This window comes from Pseudomonas sp. MF06569 (genome assembly GCF_059862735.1).
The window spans coordinates 14,441-27,629 of record NZ_JCBCUZ010000018.1 but is presented as its reverse complement, the minus strand read 5'-3'; the positions used below and the strand labels follow the sequence as shown (position 1 = coordinate 27,629).

The following is a 13,189-nucleotide window of genomic DNA, read 5'->3' as shown; positions in this document are numbered from 1 at the left end:
CTCGCGATGGCATCAACGCGACATGCCTGATGCACCGGGTTGACTGAAGTCGCGAGCAACCCCGCTCCTGCAAGATTTACTGCACGAACCGCTGCATGAACCCGACCATCTGACGCTGCGCAGTCTCTTGCGTGGTCGGGCGCATAGTCACCCCCTCCCCTGGCAAGCACTGGGCCAGTCGCGCCAGTGCCAATGGCGTCAATGCCCCCAGTCGCGGGTAGCCACCGATGGTTTGACGGTCATTGAGCAGCACGATCGGCTGACCATCGGGCGGTACCTGAATCGCCCCCAACGGTATCCCTTCTGAAATCATCGGTGCGCCCTGATAGACCAGAGCCGGCCCCAGTAAACGGATACCCATTCGATCGGCACGGGTGTCCAGGGTCCAAGGGCTGTTGAAGGCATCGAACGTGCTTTGGCCGCTGAAGGCACCGATTTGTGCACCTAATACCACGTCCAGCGCGGGGTTGGAGCTGAACACGGGTTGCAGCTCACGGGCCAGTTCGCGCAACGGCTGCCCATGCCCGGCATACTTCAGTTCAGCGCCTGCCGCCAGCCCGCGTCCCAAACCATCCGGCCCGCCCAGTTGTTCGCGGGCCACGGTGGCGCAACTGCCCAATACTTGGGGCGCCTCAAATCCCCCAGGAGCGGCCAGGTAAGCCCGAGCACCGAGCAGCGGCTGGGCAAGGGTCAGGGTCTGGCCTTTTTTCAGGGCAAAACTGCGCCAAGGCTTGAGTACCTGCCCGTCCACTGCGCCAGCAAGGTCAGCGCCCGCCAGTGCCAGGGTGCAATCGTCTTGCGCAACCAGGGTCAAGCCGCCAAGGGTGATTTCGATAACAACCGCATCCGGCGAATTACCCAATAACCAATTTGCCCACGCCATCGACAACCAGTCCGCTGCCCCGCCCTGGGTCACGCCCAGATGCCGCACGCCAAAGCGCCCGCGGTCTTGCAACAGGCACAATGGGGTGCTGGCCTGAATCAATAAACGGCTCATGCCAGTGCCTCCTGAGGAGTATCGTCGCCACCCAGACGGATGAATTCGGCGCGGGAAACAGGTTCGAACCGAACCGTATCGCCGGGTTGCATCAGGCTGTAGCCATCCCGTTCACGGTCGAACAGCGCGCTCGGTGTACGCCCGACAAGGTTCCAGCCGCCGGGTGATTGCGCCGGGTAAGCAGCGGTCTGGCGCTCGGCGATGCCGACGCTTCCGCTGGCCACGCGTTTTCGCGGAGTCGCCAGGCGCGGTGCGGCCAGGGCTTCTTCCACCAGCCCCATAAAGGCAAAACCGGGGGCAAACCCCAAGGCAAACACCTGATACTCATGGTCGCTGTGACGGCGAATAACCTCACTGACCGGGCAACTTGCGCGCTGGGCCAGCAACGTAAGCTCCGGGCCAACGCTCACGTCGTACCACACCGGCAGAACATGGCATTGCCCAAGGTTTTGGGTCTCAGGGCGCAGGTCAGTCAGCGCCAGGGCAATCAACTCACGGGCCTGGGCCGGGCTCAGCGCCAAGCCATCGTAATGCACCATCATGGTGGTGTAAGACGGCACCAGATCGATCAGGTACCCGGCAAAGCTGGCTCGCAGCCGCTCGCTGAGCGCCAGCATCCAGGGCATGTTGGTTTCGGCAATCTCATCGAACAAACGCAGCATCAGGCAATCGATAGCCACCACTTCGATACGCGGCTTCATGCCTGCGCCTGCTGATTCAGGGCATCGCGAATCTGCTGCACTGCAGCCACTGAACTGGCGTTATCGCCATGCACACACAGGGTATTGGCGTGCAGATGCAAGGCGCTGCCATCACTGGCAATCAGCGCCTTGCCCGCTGCGATGGTCAGGGCCTGTTGCACGATGACATCAGCCTCGTGATGCACGGCACCCGGCAACTGTCGGGAGACCAGGCGCCCGGCACTGTCGTAAGCGCGGTCGGCAAAGGCTTCGAACCACAGGGTCACGCCGAACTCATCACCAATGGCCTGCGCAGCGCTGTTGTCACGTGTGGCCATCAGCATCAGCGGCAGGCTTGAATCATAAGCGGCCAGGGCCTGGATCACTGCCCGCAGTTGCGCGGGATTGGCCATCATGTCGTTGTACATCGCGCCGTGAGGCTTGACGTAGCTGACCCGTGTGCCCTGGGCGCGGCAAATACCGTCCAGCGCACCGATCTGATAATGCAGCAGGTCTTGCAGCTCTTGCGCCGAGTAGGCCATCGAGCGGCGACCGAAGCCCGCCAGGTCCTGATACGCCGGATGGGCACCGATTATCACGTCATGCGCCACGGCCAGTGCCACGGTTTTGCGCATGATGCCCGGGTCTCCCGCGTGGAAGCCGCAGGCGATGTTGGCGCAATCGATAAACGCCATGACGTCGGCATCCAGGCCCATGGTCCAGCTGCCGAAACTCTCACCCATGTCGCAATTCAATAACAGGCGGCTCACGATGATGCTCCTGTGGTCTTTTTATAGTTTAAGTGCGGGCCATTTTTCGACAGGTGCACGCCGTTCGTCCAACTAATAAAAGCCGGACTCGGACATAAGAAAAATTTGATTGCTTAACACGCTCTGCCCCTGGAACAGGGTGAGCTTAGTAACTGCGCTCGCGACGGGCCAGGCGTTCACGCTGGCGCTTGCCGCCCAGCACGACCCAATCCACCAGCCGCAAGAATCCTTCAATGACGAAGGAGAACAGCAAGGCCCCCGCCATCGCCCAGCCGATTGCCCCCGGCGACAGCAACACCTGGTAGGTGTAGGCGTTCAGGGTTTCTTCGCGGATGGCCGGGTCGGCCGCATAGGCCACTTGCAGGGCGCGCATGTACCACGGGCCCTGCATGGCCTGGAACTGATCATCGAGCAGGCGCTGACGGTTCAGCAAGGTGCCCAGGCTTGTGGCATCACTGCGAAACACCGGGTCGTCGCTGGCCTGGTAATGCGCCACCAACGCTTGCAGGTCGCCCTTGAAAAACTGGTTGGCGGTGTTCTGGAAACCCGCCAGCCCGGTCTGGGCTTCGATCAGATGAGCTTCGACGCGATTGGCATAATCATTGATGAACCCTGGCACTTGCACACCCATCAACAAACCAATGGTAAACAACACCAACCGCAGGTAGCTCAAGAACATGTCCGCCCATCCTTATTCGGTTGTGCCCTGGCTGACGCATTCGCCGCGTCGCCACAGGCTCCATTGGCCCGGCTCATAGCGCGTCCAGGTTTCGTTTTCGGTCAAAGGCTCGGTGGCGATCACGGTGACCACATCGTTGGGCGTTGTTTCGGCCTGAAAATCGACGATCACGTCGACATCTTTCAGGCGCGCCGGACCAAACGGGGCGCGGCGGGTAATTTGCGCCAGCTTGGTCGAGCAGTAGCAGAACAACCAGTCTCCGTCGCTGAGCAGGCAGTTGAAGACACCTTTGCTGCGAAACTCGGCGCAGGCCTCTACCAGCACCGGCAGGATGCTTTCGACGTCAACCGGCTCGGGGAATTTCTCGCGCACCCGATTGAGCAAGTCACAAAACGCCGCTTCGCTGTCGGTGTCGCCAATGGGGCGGTAAAAGCGGGTGCTCGGCGACAAATCGGCCAATTGGCCATTGTGCGCAAAACACCAGTTGCGCCCCCACAGTTCACGGACAAACGGATGCGTGTTCGACAGGCATACCTTGCCCACGTTGGCCTGTCGGATATGCCCGATGACCACTTCGCTCTTGATCGGGTAACGCTGAACCAGCAACGCGACTTCGGAGTCGCAACTGGCGGCCGGGTCCTGGAACAGGCGCAGACCACGCCCCTCATAAAAGGCAATACCCCAGCCATCACGGTGCGGGCCGGTACGCCCGCCACGCTGCATCAGGCCGGTGAAACTGAACACAATATCGGTCGGGACGTTGGCGCTCATGCCCAATAATTCACACACGCTCGCACACTCGCATTCAGGCTCGACGAAATAGGATTACAACCGCGGCTCGACCCGGGACGGGGCCGATGCACGCGACGCGCCAGGTGGCACATAACGATCATTGCCAGCCGAGCCAAAAGGCTGGTCGTCTTCAGGATCGTGTTTAGCCGCTTGTGCCGACGCGTCGGCCTGTGCCTTGCGAGCCTTGCTGGCGCGCTCGATGGGCCAGCGGATCAACGCAAATACGGCGTACACACAAAACGCGATAATGGTGTACATCAGCAAGTCAGAGACGGCGCGCCAAACGTTGTTGCCGACTTTGAAGGCCAGGTCCAGGGCGGTGATCGCCACGGCCGGTGCAAACTGCTCCTTGACCGGGTCAATGATGGTCGGGCTAAACAGCAACACAGCCATTAACACACGCAGCGGCTCGCGCAACCAGCGCCACATGAAGCGGGTCATTCGGCACCATACGAGCAGGCAGCCCGCAGCAGCAAAGGCGTAAAGGCCCCATGCGATCAGATAGTCGTTCTCGGTCATGGTATCCATGGTCGGCAGGCAATGAGACGCTATGATAACGGCTTTTAGACAGTGCGGCTGCAACGCCGTCAGCTCCACTTCTTTTCATGCAGGTTTCAGAGAACACTCAATGACCGAATCAGCCTACGCAAATAGCGCCCCTATCGCACATAAAGTCGAGGGTTCAGACCCCTACTCGTGGTTACAAAATCGCGATAGCGATGAGGTTCTGGACTACCTGAAAGCCGAAAACAGCTATCAGGAGGAGCAACTGGCCGACCAGGCCCAATTGCGTGAGACGCTGTTTCAAGAGATCAAGGGCCGAATTCGCGAGACCGATCTGTCGCTGCCCTCGCCCTGGGGGCCGTATCTGTATTACACGCGCACCAACGCCGGTGATGAGTATGCTCGCCATTACCGCTGCCCGCGCCCGGCCGATGACAGCCAGCAGGTCGACGAAAACGCAGAGCACTTGTTGCTGGACCCGAACGCCTTGGCCGCGGGCGGCTTTATTTCTCTGGGCGCCTTCAGCATCAGCCCGGATCACCAGCGCCTTGCCTATAGCCTGGACACCAGCGGCGAAGAGGTCTATCGCCTGTTTGTCAAAGAGCTGAGCACCGGCGCAGTCACCGAGCTGCCGTTTGAAGAGTGTGATGGCAGCATGACGTGGGCCAATGACAGCCAGACGCTGTTTTTTGCCGAACTGGACGACACCCATCGCCCACACAAACTATTGCGTCATACCTTGGGCGAGACAGACGCCCACGAGGTATTTCATGAGCCGGACGGACGCTTTTTCCTGCATTGCTATCGTTCGAGTTCCGAGCGCCAGCTGATTCTGCTGCTCAACAGCAAAACCACCAGTGAAAGCTGGGTGCTGGACGCCAATCAGCCGCGCCAGGCCTTTAGCTGCCTGGCGGCACGGGTTGAAGGGCACGACTACAGCGTCGATCACGGCCTGCACGAGAGGCAATGGGCGTGGTTTATCCGCACCAACCAGGACGGGATCAACTTTGCGCTGTATTACGCCTTTGGCGAGGTGCCGACACGCAATGACTGGCAGCTTCTGATCGCCCATCACGACAGCGTAATGCTGGAAGGCTTGAGCCTGAACGCCCAAGCCTTGTGCCTGAGCCTGCGCGAAGGTGGGTTGCCGATCATCGAAGTCCGCCCCAACGGTTTGCCGTCGTATCGCGTGCAATTACCGGACGCCGCCTACAGCTTGTATGTTCAGGACAGCCTGGAATTTGATAGCGCACACATCCGCCTGCGCTATGAGGCGCTAAATCGCCCTGCGCAAGTACGGCAACTGACGCTCAATACTGGCGAACAAGTCGTACTCAAGGAAACACCGGTGCTGGGACCCTTCAATGCCGATGATTATGTAAGCCATCGCCTGTGGGCCACCGCTCCAGATGGCACCCAGGTGCCGATCAGCCTGGTGGTCAAGCGCGACGTGGTGGGCCAGCCTGTGCCGCTCTACCTGTATGGCTACGGCGCCTACGGCGAGAGTCTCGACCCGTGGTTTTCCCACGCCCGCCTGAGCCTGCTGGATCGCGGCGTAGCCTTTGCCATTGCCCACGTGCGCGGGGGCGGCGAACTGGGTGAGGCCTGGTACCGCTCAGGCAAGCAGGAACACAAGCACAACACGTTCAGCGACTTCATCGCCTGTGCCGAACACCTGATCGATCAGGGCCTGACCCGAAGCGAACAGTTGGTCATCAGTGGTGGCAGTGCGGGCGGCCTGCTGATTGGCGCAGTGCTCAATCAACGCCCCGAGCTGTTCAAGGCGGCGATTGCCGAAGTGCCATTTGTGGACGTGCTCAACACCATGCTCGACCCGGACTTGCCGCTGACCGTCACCGAGTATGACGAATGGGGCAACCCGCAAGAGCCTGAGGTATACGACCGGATCAAAGCCTACGCACCGTACGAAAACATCACGGCACAAGCGTATCCGGCGATGCTGGTGATTGCCGGGTACAACGACAGCCGCGTCCAGTATTGGGAAGCGGCCAAGTGGGTGGCCAAGCTTCGCGCCACCAAGACTGACGACAATCTGCTTGTGCTCAAGACCGAACTTGAAGCAGGACACGGCGGGATGAGCGGTCGCTATCAGGGTTTGCGCGACGTGGCACTGGAATACGCATTTGTGTTCAAGGTGCTGGGGATTAGCTGAGCACACCTGTAGCCGCTTCGCTCGTCAGCGGCTACAGGCTTTTGTCAGCGGTCAGTCTTGCAGTGCCTTACCCTTCCCGTCCTTGAGTTCAAGCCCCGGCAGCGGCTGGTCTTTGGGCGGTTGTGGCAGATCAATCGGGGGCAGCGGGATCAGGCTGCCACTCCCGGCAACCGGCTTGGGCACGGCGCGCGGGGTGACTTGCGGGTACGGGGTTGGCGTGGCAGTGCCCGGTGAACCCGGCGCGGCGGTCACGGGGGCACTCGGGACAGTCGTCAATTCCGTTGCCTGGACTGCACTTATCAAGAGCGCGCTCCCTGCAATGGCCGTTAGAATAGTGCGTTTCATCAATCACTCCGTTGCCAGACCGGCTTGTCTGCCCTCAGGCTACTCGTAACCTGCGGTTTTTGCCCCCCTCAATGAGATTTCCATGAAACGTTTTGTTTTGCTCGACACCACTCCGATCCCCGAAAACGGCGGCGCCTTGTGCCTGTTCGAGTATGGCGAAGACTTCGTGATCAAGATTCAGGGCGGCGACGGCGGCCAACTGATGAACACGCGCATGCACGGCTCCGAAGACGCGCTGGCCGAGATCCCTTGCCGCAAAGTCGCTGGCCGCCCGCAGTCGCGGGTACTGATCGGCGGTCTGGGCATGGGGTTCACTTTGGCTTCGGCACTCAAGCATTTGGGCAAGACTGCCGAAGTGGTGGTCGCCGAACTCGTGCCAGGCGTAGTGGAGTGGAATCGCGGACCGTTGGGCGAAAAATCGGGCACCCCCCTGCAAGACCCGCGTACCGTGATCCGCATGGAAGACGTGGCCAAGGTGCTGCAAGCCGAGCCCAACGGGTTTGATGCGATCATGCTCGACGTCGACAACGGCCCCGAAGGCCTGACTCAAAAAGCCAATAGCTGGCTGTATTCGGCGGGTGGCCTGAGTGCTTGCGCCAAGGCCTTGCGCCCAAAAGGCGTCCTGGCGGTATGGTCTGCCAGTGCCGACAAACAGTTTTCGGACAAGCTGCGCAAAGCCGGTTTCAAGGCTGAAGAAGTCCAGGTGTTTGCCCACGGCAACAAGGGCACCCGACACACCATCTGGATTGCAGAAAAAATCAAAGGCTGATCAACAGCTAAACTTAACGACATAACCGTCATTTGTCTTACAAGGTGAACCCATGAGTTCGGTGAATCCACCCTCCCACACCGCCAAGCTGGACCGCATTCTGGCTGATGCCCAGCGTGACCGTGAAATGGGCTATCGCGACAAGGCCCTGAAAATGTACCCCCACGTGTGCGGCCGTTGCACCCGTGAATTTGCCGGCAAGCGCTTGAGCGAGCTGACCGTTCACCACCGCGACCACAACCACGACAATAACCCGCAAGACGGCTCCAACTGGGAGTTGCTGTGCCTGTACTGCCATGACAACGAGCACTCGCGCTACACCGATCAGCAGTACTTTGCGGAAGGCTCCACCAGCAGCCCGAAAATTGCCAAGGCCACCCACAACCCGTTCGCCGCACTGGCCGGGTTGATGAAGAAAGACGAATAGCCTTGTGCTGTAGTCGCTGCCGCAGGCTGCGAAGGGTTGCGGAGCAACCCGTTTTCTTGGAGTCCCCACAGATCCCTTCGCAGCCTGGGGCAGCGACTACAGATAGCAGCCCACCCCGTACCAATGCCGTATACTCGCGTCTTTTTTTCGCAAGGGCTCGGGCAAGTGGCAAACAAACGGTACAGCTGCATTGGTTTGTATAACCCCAAATCGCCAGAAAACGTCGGCTCGGTGATGCGTGCGGCTGGTTGCTACAGCGTTGCCTCGGTGTTTTACACCGGCAAGCGTTACGAACGTGCTCGCGACTTTGTCACCGATACCAAGAAAATCCATCAGGACATCCCGCTGATCGGCATCGACGACCTGAAAAAGATCATCCCGCTGGGCTGCATTCCGGTCGCGGTAGAAATGGTCGAGGGCGCACGTTCCTTGCCTGAATACACCCATCCGGACCGGGCGATCTATATTTTCGGCCCCGAGGACGGCTCACTGGGCAAAGACGTGCTGGAATGGTGCGAAGACGTGATTTACATCCCGACCACTGGCTGCATGAACCTCGCAGCCACGGTCAATGTGGTGCTTTACGACCGACTGGCCAAGGGCAACAACACCCGTTCCGGACCCAAGTTCGGCTAGACCTTGCCTTTGTTCTGCTGGCTGGAGCTCCAGTCCACCAGCAGGCTGTAGGCAATGGCAAGCAAGGTCGGACCGATAAACAAGCCGATAAAGCCGAAGGCTATCAACCCGCCAAACACACCGAGCAGTACGATCACCAGCGGCAGGTTGCCACCGCGACTGATCAGGTAAGGCTTGAGCACGTTGTCGACACCACTGATGATCACGGTGCCCCAGATACCGAGGAAGACCGCCATCCCGTACTCGCCTTTCCAGGCCAGCCAGGCTGTGGCGGGAACCCAGATCAGCGGCGGTCCCATCGGGATCAGGCTGAGCAGGAACGTTGCCAGCCCCAGCACCAGTGCGCCGGGGACGCCCGCGATCAGGAAGCCGATCAGCGCCAGCAACGCCTGGGCTGCAGCGGTACCAATCACACCATTGACCACACGCTGTACGGTGCCCGCCACCAGTTCCTGGTAGTAGTCGGCACGGTCGCCAATCAGTCGCTCAAGCAGACCATGGACGAAGCTCGCCAGCCGCGGCCCGTCACGGTAGAAAAAGAACACAAAGACAATGCTCAACGTCAGCTCAAGAATGCCGCCGCCAATCTGTGCACTTCGGGCCAGGAACCAGTTGCCCACCTGCCCCAGGTAAGGTTTGACTGCCAGGAGCAGCGCAGCGCCCTGCTCGTCAATGGTGTTCCAGATGCCGACCAGGCGCTCGCCCACGATGGGAATACCGCCCAGCCAGCTCGGAGCGTCGGGCAAGCCTTCGAGCTGAACATCCTTGACGAAGGTTGTGGCATCGCGCACATGGTCTGCCAGGTTGAGCCCCAGCCACACCAGCGGCGCGGCCACCAACAACATCCAGCCCAGGGTCAGGATGCCCGCAGCCAGCGACTCGCGCCCTCCGAGCAAACGTGTCAGCAGGCGCATCAGGGGCCAGCTGGCAAACGCCAGCACCGCGCCCCAGAACAAGGCCGACCAGAATGGCGCCATCACCCACAGGCTGGCACCGAACAACACCAGGAGCAGAATCTGCACCAGCAGGCGATCGTTATTGAGCATGTGTGTTCCACAGAAAATTCAGAAATCAAAGAAGGACGACGACTACCCAGAGTGTAGCCGTCGTTTACAAGGGTCTAGCGCAGTAACTCGATACGCAGCCCTTTGGCATCGCTGTCGCCAAGCTCCATTCGGGCAGCCCGTACACCGTTGTTGATCAACGCATCGCGCCAGGCGGAAGCCTTGGCACCGGTCAAACTGACTCGGGAAGTTGAATCAAGGTTCAATGCCCTGGAGATTAATGTCAGCCACTGTGCATCCGGCTCGCCTGCAAGCTTGGGAAAGTCCAGCTCACCCGTGCTTTTCAACTGGCGCTGCAAGGTAGCCGAAGTAGGCAACAGTTCACCCAGATCGGCGCTCGCCTGAAGTTGCTCCACATGCAGGTAGCCTTTGCGACTGCCGCGATTGATCCCGTACAAGGCAACCAGCTGGTTCTGCTGGGGAGCTGCGCGACGTAACAACAAGTAGGATTGCTGCTCATCGGAACCGACCAGTTTGGAGTTACCGAAAACCTCATTGGCCCACAAGCTGCTTTCGCCACAGTCACGGGCCTGGCACCAGAACAACAGTTCGGCGCCCTGTTCCTGCAACGCCTCACGGGCAGCGGTAAAGGCTTCAGTGGCCGAGTGCTCTGCAGGCAGCTCGTAGGTGATGGCCGTGGTCAGGCCACGGGTATTGACCTGCCCCTCAAAACGCAGGCGACCGCTGATCTTGCGGATCGAGCCCATCGGGTAAATGCGTTCGATGTCAGGCTTGACGGAATAATCGACAATTTGTGCATCCGCGAGACGCGGTACGTCAGGCAAATCCTGGCTACCGGGCACATCGCTGGCCCAGAGTAACGGGCTCAGACAACTCAGGCTCAAGGCCAGGATAAAACGATTGGGTATTTTCATCGGCATACTTCACCGAGAGCTAGCGTGTGGCTCAGCATCCTCACGATAGAGACCGGATGGCCTTTCGGGGTCGCAGCGGTGTAGAGATCTATCATGGTCGTCTCCCATTTCAACCCGCCAAGCCTCGACAGTTGGTAGCCGCAAGTCAAGGAACGGCGAAGAACCGATTGAAACAGTCTGCAACAAGGATCGCCCCCGCTTCGTCATTCAGGTGCAAATGATGGCCACCCGGCAACCGTTCCAGGTTGAAGGGTAGTCGATCCAGCAGCTCGGAATGGCTGGCCAGCATGCCCTGCTCGGCCACCACCAGCATCGCCGGGCAACTCACACGCCGAATAAAGGACATGGCCTGTTCGTCATTCATGCGCAATGGTGTGGGCAATGTCAGGCGGCTGTCGCTACGCCAGCTATAACCTCCGGGGACCGGCATCAAACCGCGCTGGGCCAGTAACTCTGCAGCTTCCCGGCTGACGGCGACCAGGCCTTTCATCCGCGCTTCAACGGCGCGATCGAGGGTCGGGTGCACCGACTTGCGCTTGTGCTCCAGGCCGAGTTGCGCCTGCAGCGCCTGACCCATGCGCTCAGCCACGTCCCCTTCGGGGCCACTGCGCGCCACAATGCCATCAATCAGCGCCAGTCGGGTCACGCGCTGCGGAAACGATCCGGCGAAAACCACCGAGACAATCGCCCCCAGCGAATGCCCCAGCAGTGCAAATCGCTCCCAGCCTAATTGCTCGGCCACACACAGCACATCAAAGGCGTAGTCCGCCAACCCATACCCTGCCCCGCGCGGGCGATGATCCGAATGGCCATGCCCGGCAAGATCCAGCGCCACGATGCGCAGGCCCGAAAGCTTTGGCGCCAGTCGGGCGAAGCTATTGGCGTTGTCCAGCCAACCGTGCAGGGCAATCACGGGCACGCCATCCTCGGGGCCAAAAATGTGCGCAGCCAACTCGATATGCGGCAGGCTCAGACGAATTTCTTCAACCACAGGACTCATGCAAAGTGCTCTTCAAAGGCCGGAATGACGAAGTTCCCAGCGGGCAAAAATCTGTTTGAGCAGGCGGGCGGTGTCCTGCGGTTGCTCCAGCGGAAACATGTGTCCGCCCGGTACGCTTAGCGACTCGCCATTGGGCATGCGCGAAACGGCTTTGGCATGATGATTCATGACCACTCGACTGTCGCGCCCTCGCACCACCGTCAGCGGGACCTGCAACTGAAAGGCCCTGCCGGGACTGGTGTCAGGGACGCTGCGATAGATATCGATTTCGGTCGCCGGGTCGAAGCTCAACCGCAAGCGGTCATCAACAGGTTGCAACCCGTGCTCCAGGTAAGCCTCGAAGCAGTCCGGGTCAAAGCTGCGGAACAGTGACTTGCCCGCAAAGTAGGCTCGCGCCGTCTCACGGTCGGCAAACTCTTCGCGCCGCCCCAGAGTGCGGCCGGCAGGGGTCAGGCGATCGATCAGGCCAAAACGCTTGGCCGCACGAATCACCCACTGATCGGTGCGCGTCAGCACGGGCGAATCCAGCATGACCACGCCCTTGTACAGATGCGGGCAACGGATAGCGGCATGCAAGTGCAGCATACCGCCCAGAGAATGACCCACACCCAGCACGGGTTCTGCTTGTTGTTGCAGGTGGTAAATCAGTTCATCGACGAGGTTGTGCCAATTGTTGTCCACCGGATAACGCGGGTCATGCCCGTGCTGTGACAGGTGAACCACGCTGAAATCCGGCGCAAGGGCACTGAACAACTTGCCATACGTGGCCGAAGGGAAGCCGTTGGCATGGGCGAAAAAAATCTGCCGAGACATACAAGGCGTCCAAATGTAGGAAGTACGCCTTATTGTCTGTAGGAAAATTCTTCATATCAATGACCGTATGCGCCATGAGTGACGACAATACGGCCATTATCTGGCCGTTTGATCACCGCGCGGGCGGGTTTTCACCCAGGGGTACAACGGCGATGGTCAGGCGGGAAATGCAACTGAGTTTGCCGCTGTCGTCGCTCAGGCGGATGTCCCAGACGTGGGTTGTGCGGCCCATGTGTACCGGACGTGCGACTGCGCTCACCCGGCCGCTGCGCACGCCACGCAGGTGATTGGCGTTGACCTCAAGGCCCACGCAATAGAATTTCTGGGTATCGATACACATAAAACTGGCCATCGAACCCAGGGTTTCCGCCAGAACCACCGATGCGCCGCCATGCAACAGGCCAAAAGGTTGGTGAGTTCGGTGATCGACCACCATGCTTGCAGTGATGGAGTCGTCGTCGAAGGCATCGAAGGTGATGTCCAGCACGTCGCAAATGGTGTTTTTGCGCAATTCATTAAGGCGCGCCAGGTCAGGCGGAGTCGTCCACGAAATCATGCAGTCATTCCTTGGTCAGTGAGTAGGGGCGGCGGCGTGATTGACGCTCAACACAGCCACCAAAATGCCATTCATCCGCCCCAACTATCTTTCACTACGACCAAAATGT

Annotated in this window: 16 protein-coding genes; 4 read left to right on the top strand and 12 right to left on the bottom strand. The window is 59.9% G+C overall.

What is annotated here, in order from left to right; genetic code table 11:
• Positions 1 to 76 precede the first annotated feature (76 nt).
• The 6 genes from AC19YQ_RS16420 to AC19YQ_RS16395 all read right to left on the bottom strand — a co-directional run bounded on the left by AC19YQ_RS16420 (position 77) and on the right by AC19YQ_RS16395 (position 4,446).
• Entirely contained in the window at positions 77 to 997 is a 921-nt protein-coding gene (locus tag AC19YQ_RS16420; RefSeq protein WP_500595501.1) for a 5-oxoprolinase subunit C family protein, read from the bottom strand.
• Positions 994 to 1,698: a 5-oxoprolinase subunit B family protein gene (locus AC19YQ_RS16415; RefSeq protein WP_133078971.1), complete on the bottom strand. Its 705-nt coding sequence runs from the start codon at positions 1,696 to 1,698 to the stop codon at positions 994 to 996. The genes AC19YQ_RS16420 and AC19YQ_RS16415 overlap by 4 nt, the downstream gene beginning before the upstream one ends.
• Positions 1,695 to 2,447 carry a 5-oxoprolinase subunit PxpA gene (locus AC19YQ_RS16410; RefSeq protein ID WP_500595499.1) on the bottom strand — a complete coding sequence of 251 codons (753 nt, stop codon included), beginning with the start codon at positions 2,445 to 2,447 and terminating at the stop codon, positions 1,695 to 1,697. Before AC19YQ_RS16410 ends, AC19YQ_RS16415 begins: the two co-directional genes overlap by 4 nt.
• 145 nt (positions 2,448 to 2,592) lie before the next feature.
• Positions 2,593 to 3,126, bottom strand: coding sequence for a DUF2937 family protein (locus AC19YQ_RS16405; protein ID WP_133078969.1), 534 nt, complete (start codon positions 3,124 to 3,126; stop codon positions 2,593 to 2,595).
• A 12-nt stretch (positions 3,127 to 3,138) separates the two neighbouring features.
• Positions 3,139 to 3,915: a class II glutamine amidotransferase gene (locus tag AC19YQ_RS16400; protein WP_133078968.1), complete on the bottom strand. Its 777-nt coding sequence runs from the start codon at positions 3,913 to 3,915 to the stop codon at positions 3,139 to 3,141.
• Between the two features lie 36 nt (positions 3,916 to 3,951).
• A complete protein-coding gene (locus tag AC19YQ_RS16395; protein WP_133078967.1) occupies positions 3,952 to 4,446 on the bottom strand; it encodes an MFS transporter in 495 nt (164 codons plus the stop codon).
• Positions 4,447 to 4,546: 100 nt separating this feature from the next.
• Here AC19YQ_RS16395 and AC19YQ_RS16390 point away from each other — a divergent pair, with 100 nt between their 5' ends.
• On the top strand, positions 4,547 to 6,595 hold the full coding sequence (locus tag AC19YQ_RS16390; protein WP_500595497.1) for a S9 family peptidase: 2,049 nt from the start codon (positions 4,547 to 4,549) through the stop codon (positions 6,593 to 6,595).
• A gap of 51 nt (positions 6,596 to 6,646) precedes the next feature.
• Here AC19YQ_RS16390 and AC19YQ_RS16385 read toward each other — a convergent pair whose 3' ends face one another.
• Entirely contained in the window at positions 6,647 to 6,940 is a 294-nt protein-coding gene (locus AC19YQ_RS16385) for a hypothetical protein (RefSeq protein WP_133078965.1), read from the bottom strand.
• Positions 6,941 to 7,022: 82 nt separating this feature from the next.
• Here AC19YQ_RS16385 and AC19YQ_RS16380 point away from each other — a divergent pair, with 82 nt between their 5' ends.
• From AC19YQ_RS16380 to AC19YQ_RS16370, 3 genes are all read left to right on the top strand, one after another.
• Positions 7,023 to 7,709: a spermidine synthase gene (locus AC19YQ_RS16380; RefSeq protein WP_500595495.1), complete on the top strand. Its 687-nt coding sequence runs from the start codon at positions 7,023 to 7,025 to the stop codon at positions 7,707 to 7,709.
• Positions 7,710 to 7,761: 52 nt separating this feature from the next.
• Positions 7,762 to 8,136, top strand: a complete 375-nt coding sequence (locus AC19YQ_RS16375) for a YajD family HNH nuclease (protein ID WP_019828707.1) — start codon at positions 7,762 to 7,764, stop codon at positions 8,134 to 8,136.
• A 165-nt stretch (positions 8,137 to 8,301) separates the two neighbouring features.
• Positions 8,302 to 8,772 carry an RNA methyltransferase gene (locus tag AC19YQ_RS16370; RefSeq protein WP_133078964.1) on the top strand — a complete coding sequence of 157 codons (471 nt, stop codon included), beginning with the start codon at positions 8,302 to 8,304 and terminating at the stop codon, positions 8,770 to 8,772.
• On the opposite strand, the gene AC19YQ_RS16365 is transcribed toward AC19YQ_RS16370, so the two are convergent.
• The 5 genes from AC19YQ_RS16365 to AC19YQ_RS16345 form a co-directional block, all read right to left on the bottom strand.
• Positions 8,769 to 9,818: an AI-2E family transporter gene (locus tag AC19YQ_RS16365; RefSeq protein WP_133078963.1), complete on the bottom strand. Its 1,050-nt coding sequence runs from the start codon at positions 9,816 to 9,818 to the stop codon at positions 8,769 to 8,771. The genes AC19YQ_RS16370 and AC19YQ_RS16365 overlap by 4 nt on opposite strands.
• A 74-nt stretch (positions 9,819 to 9,892) precedes the next feature.
• Positions 9,893 to 10,711, bottom strand: a complete 819-nt coding sequence (locus AC19YQ_RS16360; RefSeq protein WP_339476935.1) for a DUF4892 domain-containing protein — start codon at positions 10,709 to 10,711, stop codon at positions 9,893 to 9,895.
• Positions 10,712 to 10,856: 145 nt separating this feature from the next.
• Positions 10,857 to 11,711 carry an alpha/beta hydrolase gene (locus AC19YQ_RS16355; RefSeq protein ID WP_133078961.1) on the bottom strand — a complete coding sequence of 285 codons (855 nt, stop codon included), beginning with the start codon at positions 11,709 to 11,711 and terminating at the stop codon, positions 10,857 to 10,859.
• A gap of 12 nt (positions 11,712 to 11,723) precedes the next feature.
• Entirely contained in the window at positions 11,724 to 12,524 is an 801-nt protein-coding gene (locus tag AC19YQ_RS16350; RefSeq protein WP_133078960.1) for an alpha/beta fold hydrolase, read from the bottom strand.
• Between the two features lie 112 nt (positions 12,525 to 12,636).
• Positions 12,637 to 13,080: a hotdog fold thioesterase gene (locus tag AC19YQ_RS16345; protein ID WP_326397599.1), complete on the bottom strand. Its 444-nt coding sequence runs from the start codon at positions 13,078 to 13,080 to the stop codon at positions 12,637 to 12,639.
• Between the last annotated feature and the right edge of the window lie 109 nt (positions 13,081 to 13,189).

Excerpts from the sequence above, each read along its gene's own strand:
- AC19YQ_RS16420 (WP_500595501.1), bottom strand. The coding sequence starts at position 997 with ATGAGCCGTTTATTGATTCAGGCCAGCACCCCATTGTGCCTGTTGCAA.
- AC19YQ_RS16415 (WP_133078971.1), bottom strand. The coding sequence starts at position 1,698 with ATGAAGCCGCGTATCGAAGTGGTGGCTATCGATTGCCTGATGCTGCGT.
- AC19YQ_RS16405 (WP_133078969.1), bottom strand. The coding sequence starts at position 3,126 with ATGTTCTTGAGCTACCTGCGGTTGGTGTTGTTTACCATTGGTTTGTTG.
- AC19YQ_RS16395 (WP_133078967.1), bottom strand. The coding sequence starts at position 4,446 with ATGGATACCATGACCGAGAACGACTATCTGATCGCATGGGGCCTTTAC.
- AC19YQ_RS16390 (WP_500595497.1), top strand. The coding sequence starts at position 4,547 with ATGACCGAATCAGCCTACGCAAATAGCGCCCCTATCGCACATAAAGTC.
- AC19YQ_RS16385 (WP_133078965.1), bottom strand. The coding sequence starts at position 6,940 with ATGAAACGCACTATTCTAACGGCCATTGCAGGGAGCGCGCTCTTGATA.
- AC19YQ_RS16380 (WP_500595495.1), top strand. The coding sequence starts at position 7,023 with ATGAAACGTTTTGTTTTGCTCGACACCACTCCGATCCCCGAAAACGGC.
- AC19YQ_RS16375 (WP_019828707.1), top strand. The coding sequence starts at position 7,762 with ATGAGTTCGGTGAATCCACCCTCCCACACCGCCAAGCTGGACCGCATT.
- AC19YQ_RS16365 (WP_133078963.1), bottom strand. The coding sequence starts at position 9,818 with ATGCTCAATAACGATCGCCTGCTGGTGCAGATTCTGCTCCTGGTGTTG.
- AC19YQ_RS16360 (WP_339476935.1), bottom strand. The coding sequence starts at position 10,711 with ATGAAAATACCCAATCGTTTTATCCTGGCCTTGAGCCTGAGTTGTCTG.
- AC19YQ_RS16355 (WP_133078961.1), bottom strand. The coding sequence starts at position 11,711 with ATGAGTCCTGTGGTTGAAGAAATTCGTCTGAGCCTGCCGCATATCGAG.
- AC19YQ_RS16350 (WP_133078960.1), bottom strand. The coding sequence starts at position 12,524 with ATGTCTCGGCAGATTTTTTTCGCCCATGCCAACGGCTTCCCTTCGGCC.
- AC19YQ_RS16345 (WP_326397599.1), bottom strand. The coding sequence starts at position 13,080 with ATGATTTCGTGGACGACTCCGCCTGACCTGGCGCGCCTTAATGAATTG.